At 42.2% G+C, this 20,099-nt stretch carries 21 protein-coding genes, 1 rRNA gene and 1 other annotated feature; all 22 genes read left to right on the top strand.

The window, feature by feature from the left end; genetic code table 11:
• The first annotated feature begins 398 nt into the window (after positions 1-398).
• Entirely contained in the window at positions 399-1,451 is a 1,053-nt protein-coding gene (locus HGJ98_RS09015) for a hypothetical protein (protein ID WP_291350735.1), read from the top strand.
• A gap of 180 nt (positions 1,452-1,631) precedes the next feature.
• The gene (locus HGJ98_RS09010; protein ID WP_291350734.1) at positions 1,632-2,384 is read left to right on the top strand and encodes an RHS repeat protein; all 753 of its coding nucleotides are present in this window, start codon (positions 1,632-1,634) and stop codon (positions 2,382-2,384) included.
• 331 nt (positions 2,385-2,715) lie between these two features.
• Entirely contained in the window at positions 2,716-3,642 is a 927-nt protein-coding gene (locus tag HGJ98_RS09005; RefSeq protein ID WP_291350733.1) for a DUF3102 domain-containing protein, read from the top strand.
• A 308-nt stretch (positions 3,643-3,950) separates the two neighbouring features.
• The gene (locus HGJ98_RS09000; RefSeq protein ID WP_291350732.1) at positions 3,951-4,610 is read left to right on the top strand and encodes a sigma-70 family RNA polymerase sigma factor; all 660 of its coding nucleotides are present in this window, start codon (positions 3,951-3,953) and stop codon (positions 4,608-4,610) included.
• Complete coding sequence (locus tag HGJ98_RS08995) at positions 4,585-5,079, top strand: anti-sigma factor (protein ID WP_291350731.1); 495 nt, start codon at positions 4,585-4,587, stop codon at positions 5,077-5,079. Before HGJ98_RS09000 ends, HGJ98_RS08995 begins: the two co-directional genes overlap by 26 nt.
• 15 nt (positions 5,080-5,094) lie before the next feature.
• Positions 5,095-5,793 carry a hypothetical protein gene (locus tag HGJ98_RS08990; RefSeq protein WP_291350730.1) on the top strand — a complete coding sequence of 233 codons (699 nt, stop codon included), beginning with the start codon at positions 5,095-5,097 and terminating at the stop codon, positions 5,791-5,793.
• 46 nt (positions 5,794-5,839) lie between these two features.
• Positions 5,840-6,094 (top strand) — a binding site (T-box leader).
• A gap of 194 nt (positions 6,095-6,288) precedes the next feature.
• Positions 6,289-7,422, top strand: coding sequence for a bifunctional 3-deoxy-7-phosphoheptulonate synthase/chorismate mutase (locus tag HGJ98_RS08985; protein WP_291350729.1), 1,134 nt, complete (start codon positions 6,289-6,291; stop codon positions 7,420-7,422).
• A gap of 255 nt (positions 7,423-7,677) precedes the next feature.
• Positions 7,678-7,884, top strand: coding sequence for a DUF1657 domain-containing protein (locus tag HGJ98_RS08980; protein ID WP_291350728.1), 207 nt, complete (start codon positions 7,678-7,680; stop codon positions 7,882-7,884).
• 23 nt (positions 7,885-7,907) lie between these two features.
• Positions 7,908-8,765 carry a DUF421 domain-containing protein gene (locus HGJ98_RS08975; protein ID WP_291350727.1) on the top strand — a complete coding sequence of 286 codons (858 nt, stop codon included), beginning with the start codon at positions 7,908-7,910 and terminating at the stop codon, positions 8,763-8,765.
• Between the two features lie 11 nt (positions 8,766-8,776).
• Positions 8,777-9,256, top strand: coding sequence for a stage V sporulation protein AC (gene spoVAC / locus HGJ98_RS08970; protein ID WP_291350726.1), 480 nt, complete (start codon positions 8,777-8,779; stop codon positions 9,254-9,256).
• Positions 9,257-10,261 carry a stage V sporulation protein AD gene (spoVAD, locus tag HGJ98_RS08965; protein WP_291350725.1) on the top strand — a complete coding sequence of 335 codons (1,005 nt, stop codon included), beginning with the start codon at positions 9,257-9,259 and terminating at the stop codon, positions 10,259-10,261.
• Between the two features lie 15 nt (positions 10,262-10,276).
• Positions 10,277-10,630 (top strand): stage V sporulation protein AE, encoded by a 354-nt coding sequence (gene spoVAE / locus HGJ98_RS08960; protein WP_291350724.1) that lies wholly within the window; start codon positions 10,277-10,279, stop codon positions 10,628-10,630.
• A gap of 35 nt (positions 10,631-10,665) precedes the next feature.
• Positions 10,666-10,869 carry a DUF1657 domain-containing protein gene (locus tag HGJ98_RS08955; RefSeq protein ID WP_291350723.1) on the top strand — a complete coding sequence of 68 codons (204 nt, stop codon included), beginning with the start codon at positions 10,666-10,668 and terminating at the stop codon, positions 10,867-10,869.
• Positions 10,870-11,113: 244 nt separating this feature from the next.
• The gene (locus HGJ98_RS08950) at positions 11,114-11,803 is read left to right on the top strand and encodes a GntR family transcriptional regulator (RefSeq protein ID WP_291350722.1); all 690 of its coding nucleotides are present in this window, start codon (positions 11,114-11,116) and stop codon (positions 11,801-11,803) included.
• Positions 11,804-12,084: 281 nt separating this feature from the next.
• Positions 12,085-12,612, top strand: a complete 528-nt coding sequence (locus tag HGJ98_RS08945; protein WP_291350721.1) for a chromate transporter — start codon at positions 12,085-12,087, stop codon at positions 12,610-12,612.
• Between the two features lie 85 nt (positions 12,613-12,697).
• Positions 12,698-13,243 carry a chromate transporter gene (locus HGJ98_RS08940; RefSeq protein ID WP_291350720.1) on the top strand — a complete coding sequence of 182 codons (546 nt, stop codon included), beginning with the start codon at positions 12,698-12,700 and terminating at the stop codon, positions 13,241-13,243.
• Positions 13,244-13,343: 100 nt separating this feature from the next.
• Complete coding sequence (locus HGJ98_RS08935; protein ID WP_291350719.1) at positions 13,344-13,685, top strand: HIT family protein; 342 nt, start codon at positions 13,344-13,346, stop codon at positions 13,683-13,685.
• Position 13,686: 1 nt separating this feature from the next.
• Positions 13,687-14,817, top strand: a complete 1,131-nt coding sequence (locus HGJ98_RS08930; protein ID WP_291350718.1) for a M20/M25/M40 family metallo-hydrolase — start codon at positions 13,687-13,689, stop codon at positions 14,815-14,817.
• 201 nt (positions 14,818-15,018) lie between these two features.
• Positions 15,019-15,717 carry a protein-L-isoaspartate(D-aspartate) O-methyltransferase gene (locus HGJ98_RS08925; protein WP_291350717.1) on the top strand — a complete coding sequence of 233 codons (699 nt, stop codon included), beginning with the start codon at positions 15,019-15,021 and terminating at the stop codon, positions 15,715-15,717.
• A gap of 79 nt (positions 15,718-15,796) precedes the next feature.
• On the top strand, positions 15,797-17,941 hold the full coding sequence (gene recQ, locus HGJ98_RS08920; RefSeq protein ID WP_291350716.1) for a DNA helicase RecQ: 2,145 nt from the start codon (positions 15,797-15,799) through the stop codon (positions 17,939-17,941).
• Positions 17,942-18,043: 102 nt separating this feature from the next.
• On the top strand, positions 18,044-19,549 hold the full coding sequence (locus tag HGJ98_RS08915) for an MDR family MFS transporter (RefSeq protein ID WP_291350715.1): 1,506 nt from the start codon (positions 18,044-18,046) through the stop codon (positions 19,547-19,549).
• Positions 19,550-20,032: 483 nt separating this feature from the next.
• Positions 20,033-20,099, top strand: a 16S ribosomal RNA gene (locus HGJ98_RS08910); the annotation flags it as partial.

Below are 20,099 nucleotides of genomic sequence, written 5' to 3'. Positions count from 1 at the left end.
TGGACTCTGTTTTTATGTGTACAGGCAGGTTTAAGCATACGTAAACTTAAATTGGCATGTATTGTTATGATGTAGGCTTTTAAACTATGTATAAATATATGCGACTTAGGAAGAAGTCTCAGAGATTATATAAAGGGGAATGTAACTTTGTTTTGTTACATCCCCTTTCTTTTATTTATTTCAACTAAGCATTAAATCTTAAAGAGAAATGAGCGAGCAGAAGAATTCATTAGACCAAACACTCACTAAGATATACTCCTGAACAATGTTGTAAGTACACTTTACGGAAAAGCATATGCAATTGGAATAACTTACATATATGATAAAAAAAGGAATTTACTAATAAAAGCGAATAATGTTGTGTCTCAAAACAGCCCACCGGAAGTCCAAGCTCAAACTTGTATTTTCAGGTTAAAAACGAAGATTGGCAGCGTTATACAGCTATGGATATTCAACCTCCGGCCAATGCTGTTTACGCCCGTATCATGGCGATCACCTATAATGGAACGACGGGTTATTTTGACAACATCCAATTTGAACAAAGCCCTCAAATCCGAGGGTATAACCAACTGCAAAACTCCTCCTTTGTCAACGGACTCTCTAAATGGATTCGCTCCAATAGCTACGCAGATGTCATATCCCAAGTAGGGGTTATCAATCTCCCCTCCACCGGAAGCTCTTACCTGGAATCTCAAACCGTGATTCCGGTTAAACAAAACCAAGACTATACTTTAAGCGGAAATCTTACCACCGAAAAAATGAGCGCGGCTTCAGGCAATGGAGCCTCGCTAAAGGTTACAATCTACAATGAATCAGGGACACCCATAGAAACCTTTAAATCCAAAGTTGTTTATGAAAACTCTTACTGGACCAAATACGTCGTACCTTTTAAATCCTCCGTTAACGGAACCGCTAAGGTCCGCTTAAACATGACCAGTGCTAAAGGGATGGCCAAGTTTGATAATATTCGCTTTGGTCACGGTCGTGAAGCAGCCACCTCAACGTATGATTCATCGAATAATTATGTCGTCGAAACCAGGAATCAGCTTAACAAAACCGTAAGCTATGTAAATGACGCTTATGGACAAGCAAAGCAGGTCACTTCTCCGACCGGAGAAGTCATTCAATACGCTTATGATGGTCAAGAGCGCTTGCGCACGGTCACTGACAACGCCGGAAACCTGACCACGTACAGCCTAGATGCCAACGGAAATGTCTTAAGTGTCAACACCCAGGCTCCCAGCGGCACGATCTACAACCAAAGTTCCTTTGTTTATGATGATAAGAATAATCTCAAAGAAGAAAAGGACGCTTCTAACACGATCGTTAGCAGTTATGCTTACGATTTGAATGGGCGGCTTACCCAGAAAACAAATGCCAGCGGAAGCACAGTCAGCTTAGATTATGGTCCGTTAGGACTGCTGAAAACTCTCAGATTCTCGAGCAATTAAACCTACGGCTTCAACTATGATCTAGAAGGACGGCGAAAGGAAGCAACGGTCGCTAATGGTCCTACCATCACTTATAAATTCGATTATGGTTATGATGAGGTAGGAAATCTCATCAGCTATGTAGAAAAAGATGGCAGTGGGAATATTCTGGGGAGTATCACGGAACCTTCACCGGGAGGAATGTATTCCAAGACGGATCAACTCATCGGCTTTAACATAAAGTATAAAACAAGCACTGCGATCCCTTATGCCTTCTTCTATTCATCGAACAAGTTAGTCGAAAAAGTCTCTGCGGCGGGCAAAGACACCCTCTTTAAATACGATGAGGGCAGCAAGCTGAAAATCCAGACCAATGCCAACGGCGTCCAAGATCGTTTCGACTACAATGAGGGTAATCAGCTTACCGAAACCTCGACCGTTAATTCCTGTGGGACAAAGATGTGGTCGAGCAAGTATGTTTATGATGATGATGGACGACTTAAAACCATCACCGGTAACGGCCCGGGAAGTCCATCGGCAGACTATGTTTACAACGATGTTGCTGGAACTGAAAACTTAAACCGTCTCACCAAGGCCACTATTAACGATGGCTCTGGGGATAAGACCTTTAATTACAGCTATGATCCGGCAGGAAACATTCAGTCCATGAACGTACCCTCTGGGCAAACAAATACCTTCGTCTATGATAGGAATAATAAGATCAGTGCCATCAACGGGTCGGCTGGCAATGTAAGTTATGATGCCAACGGGAATCTCACCAAGCTGACAGTTAATGGCAAAACCCAGCAGTACGTCTATGATGCGGCTAATCGGTTAACCACCGTTAAAGAAGGCGCCGGAGCAGGTACCGTCATTGCCAGATACACCTATGATGGGGATGGCCAGCGCCTCACCAAAACCGTGGGATCTGACATTATTTTAAAGGTCAGCTGATGTACGAAACCTCCGATCAGTATCCTGAAAAATATACTGCCCGTTATACCCGAACACCGGAAGGAAAACTGCTTTCGATCTATATCTACCGCCCGGTCGGGGACTATTACAATTACTATTATATCATCCCGACAGGTCCATTCCGCCTGAGCATCCTCCGGCCGGGTCTCTAGCGGATGTCGCATATCTTCCATATGTCCGGCGGCAAGCTGGCAGGAAACAATGCTATCCAGGCAGGCAAAAAATTAAGCTTCGGCATATGCCGGCACCTTCAAAGGCCCGACCACATATTCTATTAATATGGTTATTAAATAAAGGATGGAAAACCAAGATGAATAATGTGGTCAACGAACGTACGCCCCAGGTGATTGCAGCGGAGATCAATATGATTAAACATCACACCCAGAAAACCGTGCTTACCAACGCTGTTGAGATCGGCCAGCGCCTGACGGAAGCCAAGGCATTGCTTAAGCATGGGGAATGGGGTCAGTGGCTGAAAGAATCAGTCAGTTACTCCCATAGCACCGCCACAAGACTAATGCAAATCTATAAGGAGTACGGCCCTAAACTCCTCGGCTTATCCGAAGGAGACGACAGCTCAAATTATGCAACGTTGCACAATTTGACTTACTCCCAAGCCCTTATTCTCTTAGGTGTCCCGGAGGAAGAGCGAGAGGAACTCGTTAAAGACAATGATATTGAAAACATGTCCTCCCGGGAGCTGCAGCAGACGGTTAATGAAAAGAACCAGGCGATTGAGGACAGAGATAAAGCTCAAGTGGAGAAAACTCAGGTCATTGAGGAGAAAGAAGTCCTTAAAAAAGAACTGGACGGCAAAGACAGGGAAATTGCCAGCTTAACCGAACAAGCCCGAGATCTGGAGAAACAGGTAGAGGACTTTAAACTAAAGTATCAACAGGAGCTTGATAAAGTCACTGAAAAGCAGCCGGAACTGAAAGAAGTTGCAGAAGCTGCCCCCTCAGCCGAGAAAATCAGCGAGCTGGAAGAAAAACTCAAAACGGTACAAGCCAAAACCTCCAGCATATCCTCCGATGCCCAATTTTCCATTCACCGTGAAAACATCCGCAAGGCTTTTGATGAGTTACTGAGAACTCTTACCGCCTTAGCCAAAACGGACCCGGTGCAAAAGGAAATAAACAGGGCCGCCGCCCAGGAGATGCTTCAAAACATGGCCAATATGGTGAAAGAATGGCCTCCTGCTATCAAGACAAATTTAAGGATTAATACGAGCAACTAAAAAGGGGCAGAGTACCGAAAACCGAGGCAAAATTTGCGCCTCGGTCCTTCTATCGCGGAACCATAAGCTTATTTCGCCATGACTAAATACCGTCACCGACAACGCCGGAAACCTGGCCACGTACAGCCTGGATGCCAACGGGAATGTCCTGAGTGTCAATACTAAGGCCGCCGCCGGCTCATGGGAACCCAGTTAGTTTTGCATTTGCATTGGGAATTTACTTACTAAGCAAAGCTCATAACAGAGTCCTAGTTGGGCTCTGTTTTTATGAGTAAAGGCAAGATATTTTTGCAAAACTAATATATTCTTTGAAGTATAAACGAGCATCCATACGTCTAAAGGATAGCAAGGGCGGTGAACGATATTTGCATGACAATGAAGCTCAGAACATCATCAAAGGGGATGAAGAATTAATTCAAGCTATCCTAGCAGGAAATGGCGAGGGGTATGCCGATATCGTGGAGCGTTATCAGACGGGATTATTCCGGACCGCCTATTATTATACTCAAAATGTTGAAGACGCCCGGGACCTTACCCAAGATATTTTCATTAAAGCTTACAATAATCTTACCGTATTCAGACAGGGGTCGGCGTTTTCCACTTGGCTCTACAGAATTGCTGTCAATCATTGCCTTGATTGGTGTCGGAAGAAAAAACCTCAATATGTTGAGGCCAGCTGCTTTGATAATCTTTGCACTGAGGAAGATAGCCCCGAAGACTTGTTTCTACAGCAGGAAATTGCCTCTGAGGTACAAACAGCAGTCGCTAGCCTACCACCAATCTACAGCACGGTCCTTATCCTATACTATTTTCAAGACTTCAGTCCCCAACAAATTGCCGAGATAACTGACGCTCCCAAAAGAACGGTGGAAACTCGGTTGTTTCGGGGTCGAAAAATGTTAAGAGAAAAACTCCATTCTATGTCTTCTGGAGGTGAAGGGCATGACCTGTTATCGAAGCCGGGATAACTGGCATAGCTACGTTAAGCATAGTTTGAGTAAGGCGGAACTAGACGAAATGGCTTCTCATCTAGCGCATTGCTCTAAATGCCGCAGTACCGTTGCAATTATTAAGAAAACCTTAGACAACTTGACCAAAAAACAAGTAATCCTCAATCCTCCTGCTGATCTCAAAATGAACGTTATGAAGGCTATCGACAAGAGCCTATACCTAAATAACCTAGTTAGCCTCAACTCCTTTCGCCTATTTGAGTTGAAAACCTGGGGCTTTAGCATGATAGCTACAGGAATCTTCCTTTTCGCCCTAAACCTAGCCGCCTTAAATCCCAATTTTGAAGGCGGTAAGATGATCGAATTGCCATCAATACTAAGTAAGCAAATGACTATTCCTATCAACAAAATAAGTCAACTAGCTAACGACACGTTTGAAAAAATCGAATCTGACATTGACAAAATCAAAGGTGGATTGACCAAATAACGAGGAGGACTACTCATGAATTGCAACTATCACCCACATCAAGAAGCCCAAGCCATATGTGTTAAATGTAAAAATCCAATTTGTTTAGAATGTACAGTCAAAATAAACGATAAAACAGCTTGCCGCCAGTGCCTTGAAGAAAACTTAAGTTCCAACCAAGTATCAGCTCTGCCTACGAGCCTACCTAGGAAAACCTTTCTGGAGAAATTGCTGTTTTTATGCTTCAGTCTGATTCCTGGAGCCGCACACATGCATCAAGGATTATTTCGACGTGGTCTACAATTAATGATTATCACCTTTGGCGGAATTGCCCTAATCAATTTTATTGGTTTAGATTTTCTCATTCCTTTCATTGTAATACCAGCATGGTTCTTCAGCTTCTTTGAAAGCCATCACTTAAGAAGACAGGTTGAAAAAGGGCAGACTATTGTCGATCAGGATCTCTTCAACCATCAAATGTTTGATTATACTCCACTGCTCAAGAATCCTCGTGCAATCGGATACACAATAATCGTCATAGGTATTCTCAGTCTTCTGCGGCAAATAGACAGATATTCCTTCTTGCCCCGACTGATTGGGAACTGGGATTATTATAACTTTCTCAGAGCAAGCTTTATTCCTTTCTTGCTTATCCTAGGAGGTATTTATCTGATCATTAAAGCAACACGTAACCAACCGACCAAAGGTAAATCGGAAATTGCGGAAAATGATTAGAGTTGACAAAGATACGTGATGTGTTATAATACAGTTAATTAAATCTTTAAAGGCTAAGACGGAGAAAAGTAGTCTATGTATTACCTTTCAGGGAGGAAGAGTCTCGACTGTAAACTCTTCTATGTGTAGTAATAGATGAAGTTCCCTCCCGAGCTGCCGGCTGAACGAAATCAAGTAGGCTAGGACGGTTCTTCACCGTTAGAAGGAAGGGGGTATCGGATATCAATTCCCGTACCTTTGTCGAGTGGCCTTTTTGGCTTAAGTTGGGTGGTAACGCGAGATATAACTTCTCGTCCCTGCAAGGGATGAGAAGTTTTTTATTTTGTAGATCTGACTTTAACTTGGCAAACACGAGTTTGATATGCTGTACCTTTTGTTGAGTGGGCCAATTTGGCCAAAATGGGTGGTAACGCGGAAGTCCACGGCTTTCGTCCCTGTTAAATGGGATGTGCCGTGGACTTTTTTTATTTACAAAATTAAAGGGAGGCATTTACTATGAAAGATTTAAAATTAGCAGGACTAAAGGCAGAACGGAGTTCTATTGAGATTAACGGGGTAACTTTAGGCGGTAAAGAGATTATTCTTATGGGTGGACCCTGTGCGGTGGAATCAAGTATTCAAATGAGTCAGTCCGCTATTACGGTAAAAAAGGCAGGCGGAAAGATCCTGCGCGGTGGAGTTTTCAAACCCCGCACTTCTCCCTATAGTTTCCAAGGATTGGGCCTAGAAGGGCTTAACTATTTGGTTCAAGCTGCTCGAGAACAGGACCTTCTCTGTGTTACGGAAGTAATTGATGCTCCAAGTTTGGAATTAGTGATTGACAAAGTGGACATTATTCAAATTGGCGCCCGGAATATGCAGAACTTTGAGCTGCTAAAATTAGCCGGTAAAATTCAAAAACCGGTCATCCTTAAAAGAGGTTTATCGGCAACCATAGAGGAGTGGTTGTTGGCTGCCGAATATATTTTAGCGGCTGGGAATCCTCAGGTCATTCTTTGTGAACGAGGGATTCGCACCTACGAACCCAGTACTAGAAATACTTTAGATTTAAGTGCTGTTGGAGTAGCCAAAGAATTGTCTCACCTTCCGGTGATTGTTGATCCTAGTCACGCAGCGGGCAGAAGAGATCTGATTGCTTCCTTATCAAAGGCCGCTATTGCCATGGGAGCAGACGGTTTGTTGATTGAAACTCACCCTAATCCTGCCGAGGCGGTCAGCGATGGACCTCAGTCTTTAACCCCAGAGCAGTTCATCCAACTCGCGGGAGAACTTGGAGTAGTTGCTCAATCAGTGAATAGGGTTTTCGCGAAGAGCTTAAAAAGTGGTCAGGACACCCTTGAATCCTTGCGCACTCAAATTGATAGTATCGATCAAGCAATTATTGAAAGTCTGGCTGCCCGGATGGAGATTGTCAGAAAAGTTGGGGACCAAAAACGTCTGGATCGAGTTAAGGATACTAACCGGGAAAAAGAGATTCTTCAGCGTTTAGTGAACCAGGCCATGGAGTTACAACTCCCCACTGACTTAGTAAAGAAGATATATCCTTTGATTTTTGAATCAGCCGTACAATCACAAATTAAGGATAAATTGGCTAAAGACAAAGACTTAGAACGTGTGAGTGAATTATAAAAAGTCATTGTACTAAAGATCATCGGAACACATCGATATCTTAACCGGTTAAATTAAAGAGGAACTAGATAGTATTAAGGTACTTCTGGTTCCTCTTTATTGTATCTGGTGAGGAACTTGTTTTTAGCTTTGGTTTAGATACTTACAATTTTCGAACCTTCCTTAGGATGGCTAATTTCCTTAATTTACCTAATCTTACGAGAATTGATATTTTTGAAAGAGGCATAATACCGACTGTACGAGGAGGTTGATAATATGACTGTTGCTTCTCAGGTTAAACAAACCATTGCAAGTTTAAAAGGAGCTCGTGGAACCTTAAGGGTATATAGTAGTCAAACTAGAGATAATGAGACACGATCTGTTTTTGAGGGTGCACTCGAAGAAACTAATTCAATTATCGAGGATCTGGAAAAAAGGTTGCAGACTCTCGAGTTTGAAGAACCTCAGTATAAAGGAAATTAAAAGGTTTAAAGGTAGGTGTATATATGCAGGTATCGGCACAAATACTTTTTAAATCAATTTCGCTGTTTTTTATCATATGGGCGGCTACCAGGATAATGGGCAAACGAACTATGAGCCAGATCAGTCCCTTTAGTTTTATAAGTTACATTGTCATTGCCATTGTGGCAGCTTTAATGTCAATTAATATGATCAACTTAATCTATGGTTTTACAGCGTTACTAGTATGGGTTGCATTTCCTATAGCCTTAGATTATCTGGCAATCAAGAGCAAAGTAATGCATGAGTTAATCAACGGTAAAGAAGCCGTGTTAATAAAACATGGCAAGATCATGGAAGAAAACTTGATGAGTGTAAGAATGACAGGAGAGGACCTCTTAGCTCAACTACGTGCTAAAAACGCCTTCAATATAGCAGATGTAGAATTTGCGGTAATGGAAACAAATGGTACTATCAATCCTTACTTAAAGTCAGACAAAAAACCGGTTACACCACATGACCTTGGAATTAAGGTTGCTCCTCAGGCTGAACCTCAAACCATCGTTTTAGACGGCAATATGTTGGAAGAGCCACTCGCCTCTTTAGGCCTAAACCCACAGTGGCTTTCTACTGAGCTCGATAAGATCGGGGTTTCCTTAGAAAATGTATTTCTTGCTCAAGTTGATTCATCGGGGGATTTATATCTTGACCTCTTTGACGATGCCGTCGAACTACCTCAGCCGAAAGTAAAAGAAATGCTCTATGCTACCCTTGAAAAAAGCCAGGCTGACCTTGCAACCTATGCGCTACAAACCGAGGATGCAGAAGCCAAAGCTATGTTTTCTAATAATTCCAGAAGACTTGAAGACCTCCTCCTTAGATTACGTCCTTACTTATTACGATAAGAGGTGCTGGAATGTCGATCAAAAAGAAAAAGAAGCTTTCCCCTACTCAACAAGAATATCAACAATTTGCCCAAGCAAGAGAACCGAAACGACCTATTTTATCGAACTGTATTAAGGCCTTTTTTGTAGGAGGCCTCATCTGTACCTTTGGACAAGTTTTACAGATGTTCTTTATTAAGTATTTTCATTTTTCTACAGAAAGTTCAGGAAATCCTGAGGTGGCGGTTATAATTATCATTACTGTCATACTCACAGGTTTGGGCGTGTTTGACCACATTGCTCAATTTGCCGGAGCAGGTACAGTTGTTCCAATTACCGGTTTTGCTAATACCATAGCTTCAGCCTCTATTGAACATCGAACCGAAGGTTATGTTCTGGGAGTTGGAGGGAATATGTTTAAAATTGCAGGCCCGGTTATCGTTTTTGGTGTTTTTTCTGCGTTTGTCGTTTCCCTAGTCGTAATAAGTTTAAGAGCATTGGGTGTGATGTAATTGTTAAAAGGTCATCAAACATGGGTTTTTGAGACAAAACCAACCATTATCGCTTCAGCCGCTGTAGGGGGACCTTATGAGGCAAAGGGTCCCTTAGCTTCCGATTTTGATCTTCTTCATGGGGATATCCGACTTGGACAAGATAGCTTCGAAAAAGCAGAACAAAAGCTTCAGGAACAGGCCTGTGAGACCGCAATAAAAAAAGCTAACCTGAAAAAGGAAGATATTCAGTTTTTATTTGGTGGAGATCTGATCAATCAGATTGTTCCTAGCAGTTTTTCGGCTCGTACTTTATCGATTCCTTTTCTGGGACTTTATGGTGCTTGTTCTACTTCTATGGAAGGATTATCTTTGGCGTCTCTTCTTGTTGAAAGTAAATTTGCTAAAAATGCTTTAGTTTGCGTTTCCAGTCATAATGCAGCTTCGGAAAAGCAGTACAGGTATCCGACTGAGTATGGTTCCCAAAAACCACCCACTGCCCAATGGACTGTGACAGGATCTGGTGCCGCTTTGGTTGCTGATCAGGGAGAGGGGCCTAAAGTAACTGCCTCAACTATCGGAAGAGTTATTGATATGGGCCTTAGTGATCCCTTCAATATGGGGGCAGCAATGGCTCCGGCAGCCGTAGATACTATTGAAGCCCATTTTAGAGATCTAGGTCGGGACCCTAGTTACTATGACCTAATCGCAACGGGCGACTTGGGACGTGTAGGACATAGGATTGCAGGAGATTTACTGAAAAAACATGGCCTAAATATTCCAGAAGAGCTTCTAACAGACTGTGGGCTTTTAATTTACAGTAAGGATCAACCGGTTGTCCTGGCTGGAGGAAGCGGATGTGGTTGTTGTGCAGTAACAACCTTTGGGCATTTTCTTAATCGTATGCGCAAGGGAGAGCTAAAGAAAATATTAGTTGTTGCGACTGGCGCCTTATTGTCCCCCATGTCCTACCAACAGAAAGAAAGTATCCCTGCTATTGCCCATGCAGTCAGCATCGAGATTTAAAGGAGTTGTCTTAAAATGGAGAAATTGTTGTGGGCTTTTATAATAGGCGGCTTGATTTGCGTCATTGGACAGTTATTGCTCGATGGTCTTAAACTAACTCCTGCCCATACGACATGTACCTTAGTTGTAGCAGGCGCCATTCTTGGAGGATTTGGCCTTTATGAACCTCTTGTGAAATTTGCTGGTGCAGGAGCTACCGTGCCGATTAGCAGTTTTGGCAATTCCTTGGTCAAGGGTGCATTACAGGAATACGAATCGACTGGTCCGATAGGAGTCTTGACCGGTATTTTCCAGATAACTAGTGGTGGCATATCTTCAGCCATCATCTTTGGGTTTATTGGAGCGCTTATATTTAAACCCAAAGGTTAAAACGTTTAAACTACTTTGCTAAGGAGGTGAAAAATATGACCGTTGGAACACAAATGCAACAAGCTATTGCTACAGTGCAAAATGCAGCAGCCACGATGAAGACGTTTTCTTTAGAAACTCAGGATCAACAGGCTAAAAAAACATTTGAGCAACTCGCGCAAACCTTTGACACGGCTCTCAATGAGTTAAAAGGTAGGGAACAATACATTAAGAGTCAGGAACCCCAATACAATCAATAAAAACGACCGAGTTGTGATATGGGATGAAAAAATTATTAGTTCTGAGTTTAATTGAGCAAGTCTGTTTCAATTCAAGAAACAGACTTGCTCTAATTTTATGGTATTTATACTCGTGCTAGTGGTCTTAGGAAAACCACAATCAGTTTTGGAATATGGTATACCAAAAACCTTGCCTTTATCTTATAGAAAGAATTATAATTGCCTTGCACGGTAGACTTATAATAATGCAAAGGGGAGAAGGAAAGTGGCGCATCATTTTTCACCTATTAAGTTCGATGATAATGGCCATATCCGAGATTCGGTGTTCTCCATTCTGAGAAATGCAATCTTAGATAAGAAATTAGAACCAGGACAGCGGCTGGTAGAACGTACTATTGCAGAACAAATGGGTATTAGTCGGACCCCGGTTCGTGAAGCAATAAACAAGCTTATATTGGAACGACTGGTAACTCATATACCACGTAAGGGAGTAGTAGTATCCGGATTTACTAAAGCAGATATTGTAGAGATCCTGTTCATTAGAACATCCTTGGAAGCGCTTATTTGTAGTATTGCGGCTAATAAAATAAAACCACGGGAATTAAAGCGTTTGGAGTCATTAGCTAAGCAAATTTCAGATGAACATGGGAAAGGAAACCTTAAAAAGTCCAATCAATTAAACGATAAGTTCCATGAAATAATATATAGATCGGCAGAAAGCCCACGAGTATATAGTTTTCTTAATACATTACATGAGTATATATCTAAGTTCACTCAAGTTGCCTATTCTAAACCTGGTCGGCCAGAAGAAGTATGGGTGGAGCATAATGCTATCATCGAGGCTTTACGTAAACATGACAGTTCTGCAGCCGAAGTCGCTGCCAAAAGCCACGCGGAAAATTCATGTAAGGCTTATTTGGAAATGGCTTTCTTGGCCGACGATATTAAGCCTTAATGGTTCAATTACACTATTTTGGTATACAAAAATTAATCATATGGTATACCAAATCTATTGAATTACAGAGTCTAAGGTTATATACTTTACGTAAGAAAACTCTCAAGAGTAAGTGGTACTACCAGACCCCCATTCCGCTGCGCGGCACCACTGATGAACGAAAAATCCAGTACGCTTTTGTCATTGCTAAGAAAGCATCTTAAGCACTATGTCATCTAGTTTCTATATATGCTTGGCCAAGGGGTTTGTAAATACCTAGAGAAAGGAGATGGAAATGCATAATGTTAACACAGCTTTGGGATCTTTTAATTGCTTTCGCTAGGGCAAGTAACTTAGGCTTTGGTGGCGGACCCGCAGTCATTCCTCTCATCAAGATTGAAGTCGTAGAGAGGTATCAATGGATGACTAACGCGGAATTTGCAAATGCACTTGCCGTCGGAAATGCTTTGCCAGGCCCAATCGCCACAAAATTAGCAGGGTATATTGGTTATCAAGAAGCCGGATGGTTAGGGGCCTTAGTGGCGAATATCGGTGTTATTTTACCAACCTCCCTTGCCGTCATTTTACTGGCCCGGTTTTTAATGAAGTACTCTAATTCTCCGGTTTTAAAAGGAATGCTTAAGGGAGTACGTCCAGTTGTAGTCGTTTTAATAGCTCAAACCGCCTATGATATGGGTATTGGCTCCTTCCCCGACCTTACGACTTGGGGAATTGCTTTGGCGACCGTTGTTTCTGTATTCTGGTTAAAATTGCATCCCGCACTTATTATCTTAGCTTCTATGGGTTTTGGATTATTAGTTTTTCGTTAAATCTTAGAATCCTGCTAAATACCTAATGACTTATATTTCGGAGTAATTTACGTAGTATATCAACCTTTGAAAGGGGGGGCTCTTCGTGTTTAGAAACTTATGGGACCTATTTATTGGCTTTACCCGAGCTTCAAACCTGGGGTTTGGTGGTGGTCCTTCACTCATTCCTCTCGTAAAAGCCGAAGCGGTGGATCGCTATCATTGGATGGATAACGAAGAGTTTGCGGATGCCCTTGCTATTGGTAATGCTTTACCAGGGCCAATCGCCACTAAGATGGCAGCTTATATTGGATATAAAGTCGCGGGTTGGTTAGGTGCTTTAGCAGCCACAATTGGAACTGTTGCTCCTACCGTAATCGTTGTAGTTTTACTAGGAAGTCTAATTGTGAAATATTCAAATTCTCCAGAACTTCAAGCGATGCTCAAAGCCGTTCGGCCTGTAGTAGTTGTGCTTGTTGCGGAGACAGCGTATGATATGGGTAAGAAGGCTTTCCCATCCAGCAGTACTTGGGGAATTGCTGTTGTGACAGTGGCGCTGCTTTATTTGGCTAATATCCACCCGGCATTTATTATCGTAACAGCTATGCTGTTTGGTTGGGCAGTGTATGGCAGAACTAAAAAAGTAAGGTAATTAATTTGTAAAAACGTAACTAGTTACTTGACTTTAAGAGGAAAATAAGCAAGATTAAACTAAAGGCATTTGTAAGGATCAACTAGTAGGAGGAATACGGATGAACGAATGCGTATTTTGCACACTACCAGAGACCGTCAACCTTGTAGAAAACGAACTAGCCCGGGCATTTTATGACAAGTATCCAGTCAGCAAGGGACATGTCCTAATCGTTCCCAAAAGGCATGCTTCAAGTTTCTTTAATGCGACTGCAGAAGAAATGGCTAGTGTCGGTGAACTTCTTACCAAAGTTAAAGAATTGTTAGATGAGAGGTTCCATCCTGATGGCTATAATGTGGGAGCTAATGTAGGGACTGCTGCTGGTCAGACAGTATTTCATTGGCATATACATGTCATTCCTCGTTACAATGGAGATGCAGGAACTGTGAGGTGGCATTCATAGCATGATCAACCGGGAAAGGTTGTTGGCCGAGTTCCTCGAGCTCATTAGAATTGATTCTCCGACAAAGAATGAACGTGAAATAGCGGATGTACTTAAAGGCCGTCTCCAAAGCATGGGTCTGGCCGTAACAGAGGACAATGTAGGCCAAAGGATTGGGGGCAACAGCGGTAATGTTTTTGCCTACTTAAAAGGCAACCTGCCAAAAGCTCCGATCATCTTATTTTCGGCCCATATGGATACAGTAGACCCTTGCCTAAATATTGAACCCGTGTTGCATGAAGGCGTAATTTCTTCGAAAGGGCCAACAATCCTAGGAGCTGACGATAAATCAGGGATAGCACCGATTTTAGAAGCACTAAGAACCATCAAAGAGCAAAATGTCCCACATGGGGATATTCAGATTATTTTTAGTGTAGCAGAAGAAGGGGGTCTCAAGGGCGCTAAGAACCTAGATCAAGCGCTGCTGAAAGCCGACCTTGGATTTGTCATGGATTGTGTTGGTGGACCAGGAGAAATAATTTTAGCTGCCCCAGGTCAAGATCGTCTCAACGTGATGATCAAGGGCAGGGCGGCTCATGCTGGTTTTGCCCCAGAAGATGGAATCAGCTCAATTGTCGTCGCAGCTAAGGCAATTTCGAGTATGTCAACAGGCAGGATTGATGAGGAAACTACGTCAAATATCGGAACGATTCAGGGCGGTAGAGCAACGAATATCGTGGCTGACAGAGTTGACATAACTTGTGAAGCAAGAAGCAGAGACTTATGGAAACTAGAACATCAAACAGCTCATATGTGCGAAACGTTCCAGCGATGCGCTGAGGAAATGGGCGCTGTTGCAGAAATTGAGGTCATCCGTTTATATGAACCCTTTACGCTGACTGAGGATTCTCAAGTGGTAGCTATTGCTAGCCAGGCAGCCAGGTCTGCTGGATTAAATGTCATCACTGGGGTAACTGGCGGTGGTAGTGATGCTAACTATTTTAATCGCTATGGTGTACCCTGCGCGGTTTTAGGAACGGGGATGCACAAGCCTCATACCACTGAGGAATGGATCGAGGAAGAGGATTTGTATAAGACAACAAATTTACTGCTTGAGATCATAAAGGTTGTAGCGAAGATTGAGAAGAGCTAGTGTGGTGTCGTGCTGGAAGTGTGGTTCGCCCAAAGGCAAAAAGGGAGAGTTCAAAAACAGAGCTCTCCCTTTTTTCTTTGTAACAATATCTTAAAGTATGTAGGGGCAATTCATGAATTGCCCCTACGAGTTTTTTGTTTAGTAAATTTAAAGCTGTTTGGGAAAACTGATATTTACATAAATAAAGAGAGGTAGATGATAGTGGCAAACGATTATTATATGAAAGATACTTCAAATGATAGACAGGCAGAATGCGAATGGATGATTCGGACACAAATTATGAGTCGTGACATAACGAATGAAGCCGTCATTAATAGTATGCTGTCTGTTCCAAGACATAAGTTTGTTATGGAGGATAAGCAAGAGTTAGCGTACTATGACACAGCCCTAGAAATCGAGGAAGAACAAACCATCAGTCAGCCGTATATAGTTGCTCTTATGGCTCAGGCTTTAGAGTTGAAAGCAAATGACAAAGTTTTAGAAATAGGAACGGGTTCCGGTTATTCGGCAGCGATACTATCCCGCATGGCCAGGAAAGTCATTACAATCGAGCGGCACGACTTATTAGCTGAGCTTGCTAAAGAACGATTCAGGAGCCAAGGGTATAATAATATTGACGTCCTTGTTGGTGATGGCACTCTTGGTTGGTCTGAAAAGGCACCGTTTGATGCCATTTTGGTTACTGCAGGAGGGCCGAAGATACCTATTCCTTTAATAGAACAACTAGCCCTTGGAGGTCGCTTGGTGATTCCGGTAGGAGATCAGGGGGAACAACACTTATTACGTGTTAAGAAAACGATTGACGGTGAATTAATAGAAGATAATTTAGGAGCAGTGCGTTTTGTTCCTCTTATTGGAACAAAGGGTTGGAACCAAGATGATGTAGGAAACTTTAGTTAAATCCCTTTACCCAGCTTTTTTTTGATATAATAGGGACAGCTTTAGAAAGTATAATAACTTTAAGGAGATGTTCGTTATTATGATAAAGAAAGCCTTGGAGGTATTGCAAAGGTATTTCGGTTATACGCAATTTCGAGATGGCCAGCAAAAAGTGATCGCTAGTTTACTCCAAGGTTCGGATACCTTAGCTATTATGCCGACAGGAGCCGGGAAATCCCTCGCCTATCAAATTCCAGCTCTTTTATTTAAAGGAACAACTCTTGTCATATCACCCCTAATTTCCTTAATGAAAGATCAGGTAGATGCCCTGCAACAATATGGAGTCCCGGCAACCTTTATCAATAGTTCACTATCTCTCAAGGAAGTCAGGTCCCGGATTGAGCTGGCTGCACATGGGAAGTATAAGCTTCTGTATGTTGCTCCTGAGCGCTTAGAGTCGGATAGTTTCCGTAGCCTTTTAGAGTCATTGCAGGTTACCTTTTTAGCCATCGATGAAGCGCATTGTGTCTCTCAGTGGGGGCATGATTTCCGGCCAAGTTACCTTCAGTTGGGGCCTTTCCTTAAGTCCCTTCCTCAGAAACCACTGATCGGAGCGTTCACTGCAACAGCAACTGAAGAGGTCCAATCGGATATCATACGACTGTTAGGGTTAAGTAAACCGGGGATATTTGTGACTGGATTTGATCGTCCCAATCTTACCTTTTCTACGTTTCGAGGGGAAAATAAAAAGGATTTTGTGCTTGAATATACTAAAACTCATGCTGACCAGCCTGGGATTATCTATGCAGGGACCCGTAAAGAAGTTGACAATCTCCAGAGCTTTTTAATGAAGAGTGGCTTAAAGGTTGGAAAGTATCATGCGGGTATGACGGATGAAGATCGCAAAAAAAGCCAAGAGGATTTCCTGTTTGATGAAATAACTGTGATGGTGGCGACCAATGCCTTCGGGATGGGAATTGATAAATCTAATGTACGCTATGTAATCCATTATAATATGCCGAGGAATATGGAAGCCTACTATCAAGAGGCGGGGCGTGCCGGACGTGACGGAGAACCGGGAGAATGTCTCTTGTTATTTTCACCTCAAGATGTGGTGTTGCAAAGATATTTAATTGAACAAAGCATTTTCCAACCGGAACGGAAAATGAATGAACTTAAGAAACTTCAAGGAATGGTGGATTACTGTCATACCCCGCGGTGCTTACGCAAGTCGATTCTAGAGTATTTCGGAGAAGAAGATGTCCGGGAAGAATGCAATAACTGTAGTAGTTGTAATGACGAGCGGGATACTGTTGATATTACCTTAGAGGCCCAAAAAGTATTTTCCTGTATTTATCGAATGAGAGAACGGTTTGGTATCGGTTTAGTGGCTGAGGTATTAAAAGGATCACGCAAAGCAAAGATCAGAGAACTTCGCTTTGATGAACTATCAACACATGGAATTATGCAAGAAGTCGCCCTTCAGGATATCAAAGATCTTATCAACTGTTTAGTAGCCGAGGGCTATCTGCAATTATCAAATGGAGAATATCCAGTAGTAAAACTCTTGCCTAACGCAGTTTCTGTTCTGAAAGGGGAAGCTAAGGTGACTCGAAAAGTATCGCCGAAGCCTTCTCGACAGGAATCAGAAGAGGTTAGTTTATTTGATCGTTTGCGTGCGCTGCGCAGAGAAATAGCCCTTCGCGAAAACCTTCCGCCATATATGATTTTTGCAGATAGTACCTTAAGGGAAATGGCACAAATATGTCCATTAAATCACCGGGCTATGATTCGAATCAGTGGAGTGGGAGAACGAAAGCTAGAAAAATACGGGGATGAATTTCTAGCTGTAATAGGAAATGCTTGTAAGAATCAGGAAGCTGAAGAGACTCGTTCTGAGATTAATGAATTAGAGAAACCGCCGGCGAAAAATAACCAACCTTCTCATCTACAAACATTGTTTATGTACAGAGAAGGACACTCTTTAGAGGAAATTGCGAACATTAGAAAGGTTACCCCGATTACAATTCAAAACCATCTTGTGCGTTGTGGTCTTGATGGGCAGGTTGTACCGTGGGATGACTTTATTCCGGTTGAACAGGAACCTCAAATTTTGGAAGCAATCCAGCAAGTGGGTGGAGAGAGATTACGTCCTATTAAAGATCTTCTCTCAGATGAAGTCGAGTGGTTTACGATTCGGGCTGTTTTAGAGAAGCACAAAGTTGTAGGAGGTAGTGATCAGTAACTTTAAAATCCTTCTTTCGCTAAAGTGTGAGAGCGAGGGAAGGATTTAGTTTGATTCCCTAAGTAGTAGTTGGAGCCATATCATAGAAGGAGTTTCCGTGTCATGCAAGAAAGTGATCAAGTTCATATTAATAAGTCTATGAAGACAAACCGATCTGTTGTTTTAGCAAGTGTTTTGCTAGCTATCTTTATAGCTGCCATAGAAGGGACGATCGTGGCTACGGCGATTCCTAGTATTGTAGCAGATCTTGGCGGTTTTTCTCTATTTAGTTGGGTTTTTTCGTCCTTTCTTTTGGCTCAAGCAGTCACAATCCCGATTTATGGGAAACTTGCTGATTTGTACGGAAGAAAACCCATTTTTACCTTCGGAATTATAGTTTTCCTGATTGGGTCTATGCTTTGTGGTTTAGCTAAAACAATGAATATGCTCATAGTTTTCCGATTGATTCAAGGTTTAGGTGCAGGAGCGGTGCAGCCTATTGCCACCACAATTATTGGGGATATTTTTAATCTTTCTGAACGTGCTCGGATCCAAGGTTATGTCTCTAGTGTTTGGGGAGTTTCTTCAATTATTGGCCCAGCCCTTGGAGCCTTCTTTGTTCAGTATGTTCATTGGGCGTGGATTTTTTGGGTAAACGTGCCGATTGGTGTGTTCGCGGTAGCGGGGATATGGTTCTTCCTAGGGGAGACTGTACATAAGCGACAACATAGCATTGATTATATAGGCTCGGGACTTATTTTCGTTTCGATCAGTGCCTTGATGATTGTCTTTATCCAAGCGGGAACTGTATGGGGATGGTACTCTGCGCCAGTGATTCTTTTAGTTGGGGTTTCTATCGTTGGATTTTATCTTTTCATTTTGCAGGAAAGACGTACCGCAGAGCCAATTATGCCTTTGGAGATTTGGAACGATTCTTTACTTGTGGTTTCAAACGTAGCAACTTTAACGACGGGTATTGTGATCATTGGCATCTCATCATTTCTACCCACCTACATTCAAGGTGTAATGGGACAGTCTCCAATCATTTCTGGTTTTGTGATTGCTTTTATGACAATGGGTTGGCTGATTGGTGCAATGTTAGCTGGTAAGGTTATGTTTAAATTCGGATTTAGACGTATCGCCATCGCAGGAGGGTTTTGGGTTCTGATGGGTACCCTGTTTTTAACAGCAATGCGACCTGAAAGAGGTTGGCTCTGGGCAGGAGCAGGCTCGCTTTTAATTGGTATTGGAATGGGATTAGCTAGAACTGTTTTTATAGTCGGTATTCAAGACAGCGTGGAGTGGAAAATGCGTGGAGTAGCGACAGCTTCTAATATGTTTATGAACATATTAGGAAATACAATGGGTGCAGCTCTTTTAGGTGGAGTTTTAAATACCAAACTGACAAGTTATTTAAAGAGTGTCGGTGAAGGATCATATAATACTGATGTTATTAACGTTTTACTTGACCCAGTTAAGAAAGGAACACTTCCAGATAAGGTTATTAACCTAATGACATCAGGTTTAACAATATCACTTCAGTATGTCTTTTATGGTATCTTTATTATTGCAATCTTAAGTTTCATCCTAGTTTTGTTCTTTCCGATTAAGACAAGAAAAGCTTCATAACTCCATAATTTATTGGCAGAATTAAATATGTGTTGATTCTGTGTAAGACACTGAAGTATTTTCGATTTCTAATGACACTTTTCGAGAAGAAAGGTATTGACCATTTCATAGGAACGTGATAATATAACAAATGTCGCTCTTGGGGGGGTAAAACCTTGGAAGAGATAATGTGGAAACAGTGAAATACTTGTTGACAGCAAGCGCTGAAAATGGTATTATAACTGAGTGTCACAAGACACGTAGGGATTAAATGGTTATAAGATAAATACTTAGGATCTTTAATCGAATCCAAAGCAAAACTAGCTATTGACAACATAAGTTGAAAATGCTAAGATGTGATTCCGGCCCAAACGGGGCAAGAAAAAATGATGGTCTTTGGTCTTTGAAAACTAAACAACAAGGACAGCCAATGAGAGAGACTCGCAAGAGTCTCAAAATAAATCATGAGTCAATCATCTTCTTCTAGAAGAAGTGAAATAACTTTTTTTGGAGAGTTTGATCCTGGCTCAGGACGAACGCTGGCGGCGTGCCTAACACATGCAAGTCGAAC

The organism is Desulfosporosinus sp., assembly GCF_014237355.1.
Lineage (GTDB): Bacteria > Bacillota > Desulfitobacteriia > Desulfitobacteriales > Desulfitobacteriaceae > Desulfosporosinus.
Note: the sequence above shows the minus strand (reverse complement) of the source record. Positions and strands in the feature narration are given on the sequence as shown.

What these genes read in the sequence shown, in the direction of transcription:
- HGJ98_RS09010 (WP_291350734.1), top strand. Translation starts at nt 1,632, where the DNA reads ATGTATTCCAAGACGGATCAACTCATCGGCTTTAACATAAAGTATAAA.
- HGJ98_RS09005 (WP_291350733.1), top strand. Translation starts at nt 2,716, where the DNA reads ATGAATAATGTGGTCAACGAACGTACGCCCCAGGTGATTGCAGCGGAG.
- HGJ98_RS08995 (WP_291350731.1), top strand. Translation starts at nt 4,585, where the DNA reads ATGACCTGTTATCGAAGCCGGGATAACTGGCATAGCTACGTTAAGCAT.
- HGJ98_RS08990 (WP_291350730.1), top strand. Translation starts at nt 5,095, where the DNA reads ATGAATTGCAACTATCACCCACATCAAGAAGCCCAAGCCATATGTGTT.
- HGJ98_RS08985 (WP_291350729.1), top strand. Translation starts at nt 6,289, where the DNA reads ATGAAAGATTTAAAATTAGCAGGACTAAAGGCAGAACGGAGTTCTATT.
- HGJ98_RS08980 (WP_291350728.1), top strand. Translation starts at nt 7,678, where the DNA reads ATGACTGTTGCTTCTCAGGTTAAACAAACCATTGCAAGTTTAAAAGGA.
- HGJ98_RS08975 (WP_291350727.1), top strand. Translation starts at nt 7,908, where the DNA reads ATGCAGGTATCGGCACAAATACTTTTTAAATCAATTTCGCTGTTTTTT.
- spoVAC (WP_291350726.1), top strand. Translation starts at nt 8,777, where the DNA reads ATGTCGATCAAAAAGAAAAAGAAGCTTTCCCCTACTCAACAAGAATAT.
- spoVAE (WP_291350724.1), top strand. Translation starts at nt 10,277, where the DNA reads ATGGAGAAATTGTTGTGGGCTTTTATAATAGGCGGCTTGATTTGCGTC.
- HGJ98_RS08955 (WP_291350723.1), top strand. Translation starts at nt 10,666, where the DNA reads ATGACCGTTGGAACACAAATGCAACAAGCTATTGCTACAGTGCAAAAT.
- HGJ98_RS08945 (WP_291350721.1), top strand. Translation starts at nt 12,085, where the DNA reads ATGTTAACACAGCTTTGGGATCTTTTAATTGCTTTCGCTAGGGCAAGT.
- HGJ98_RS08935 (WP_291350719.1), top strand. Translation starts at nt 13,344, where the DNA reads ATGAACGAATGCGTATTTTGCACACTACCAGAGACCGTCAACCTTGTA.
- HGJ98_RS08930 (WP_291350718.1), top strand. Translation starts at nt 13,687, where the DNA reads ATGATCAACCGGGAAAGGTTGTTGGCCGAGTTCCTCGAGCTCATTAGA.
- recQ (WP_291350716.1), top strand. Translation starts at nt 15,797, where the DNA reads ATGATAAAGAAAGCCTTGGAGGTATTGCAAAGGTATTTCGGTTATACG.
- HGJ98_RS08915 (WP_291350715.1), top strand. Translation starts at nt 18,044, where the DNA reads ATGCAAGAAAGTGATCAAGTTCATATTAATAAGTCTATGAAGACAAAC.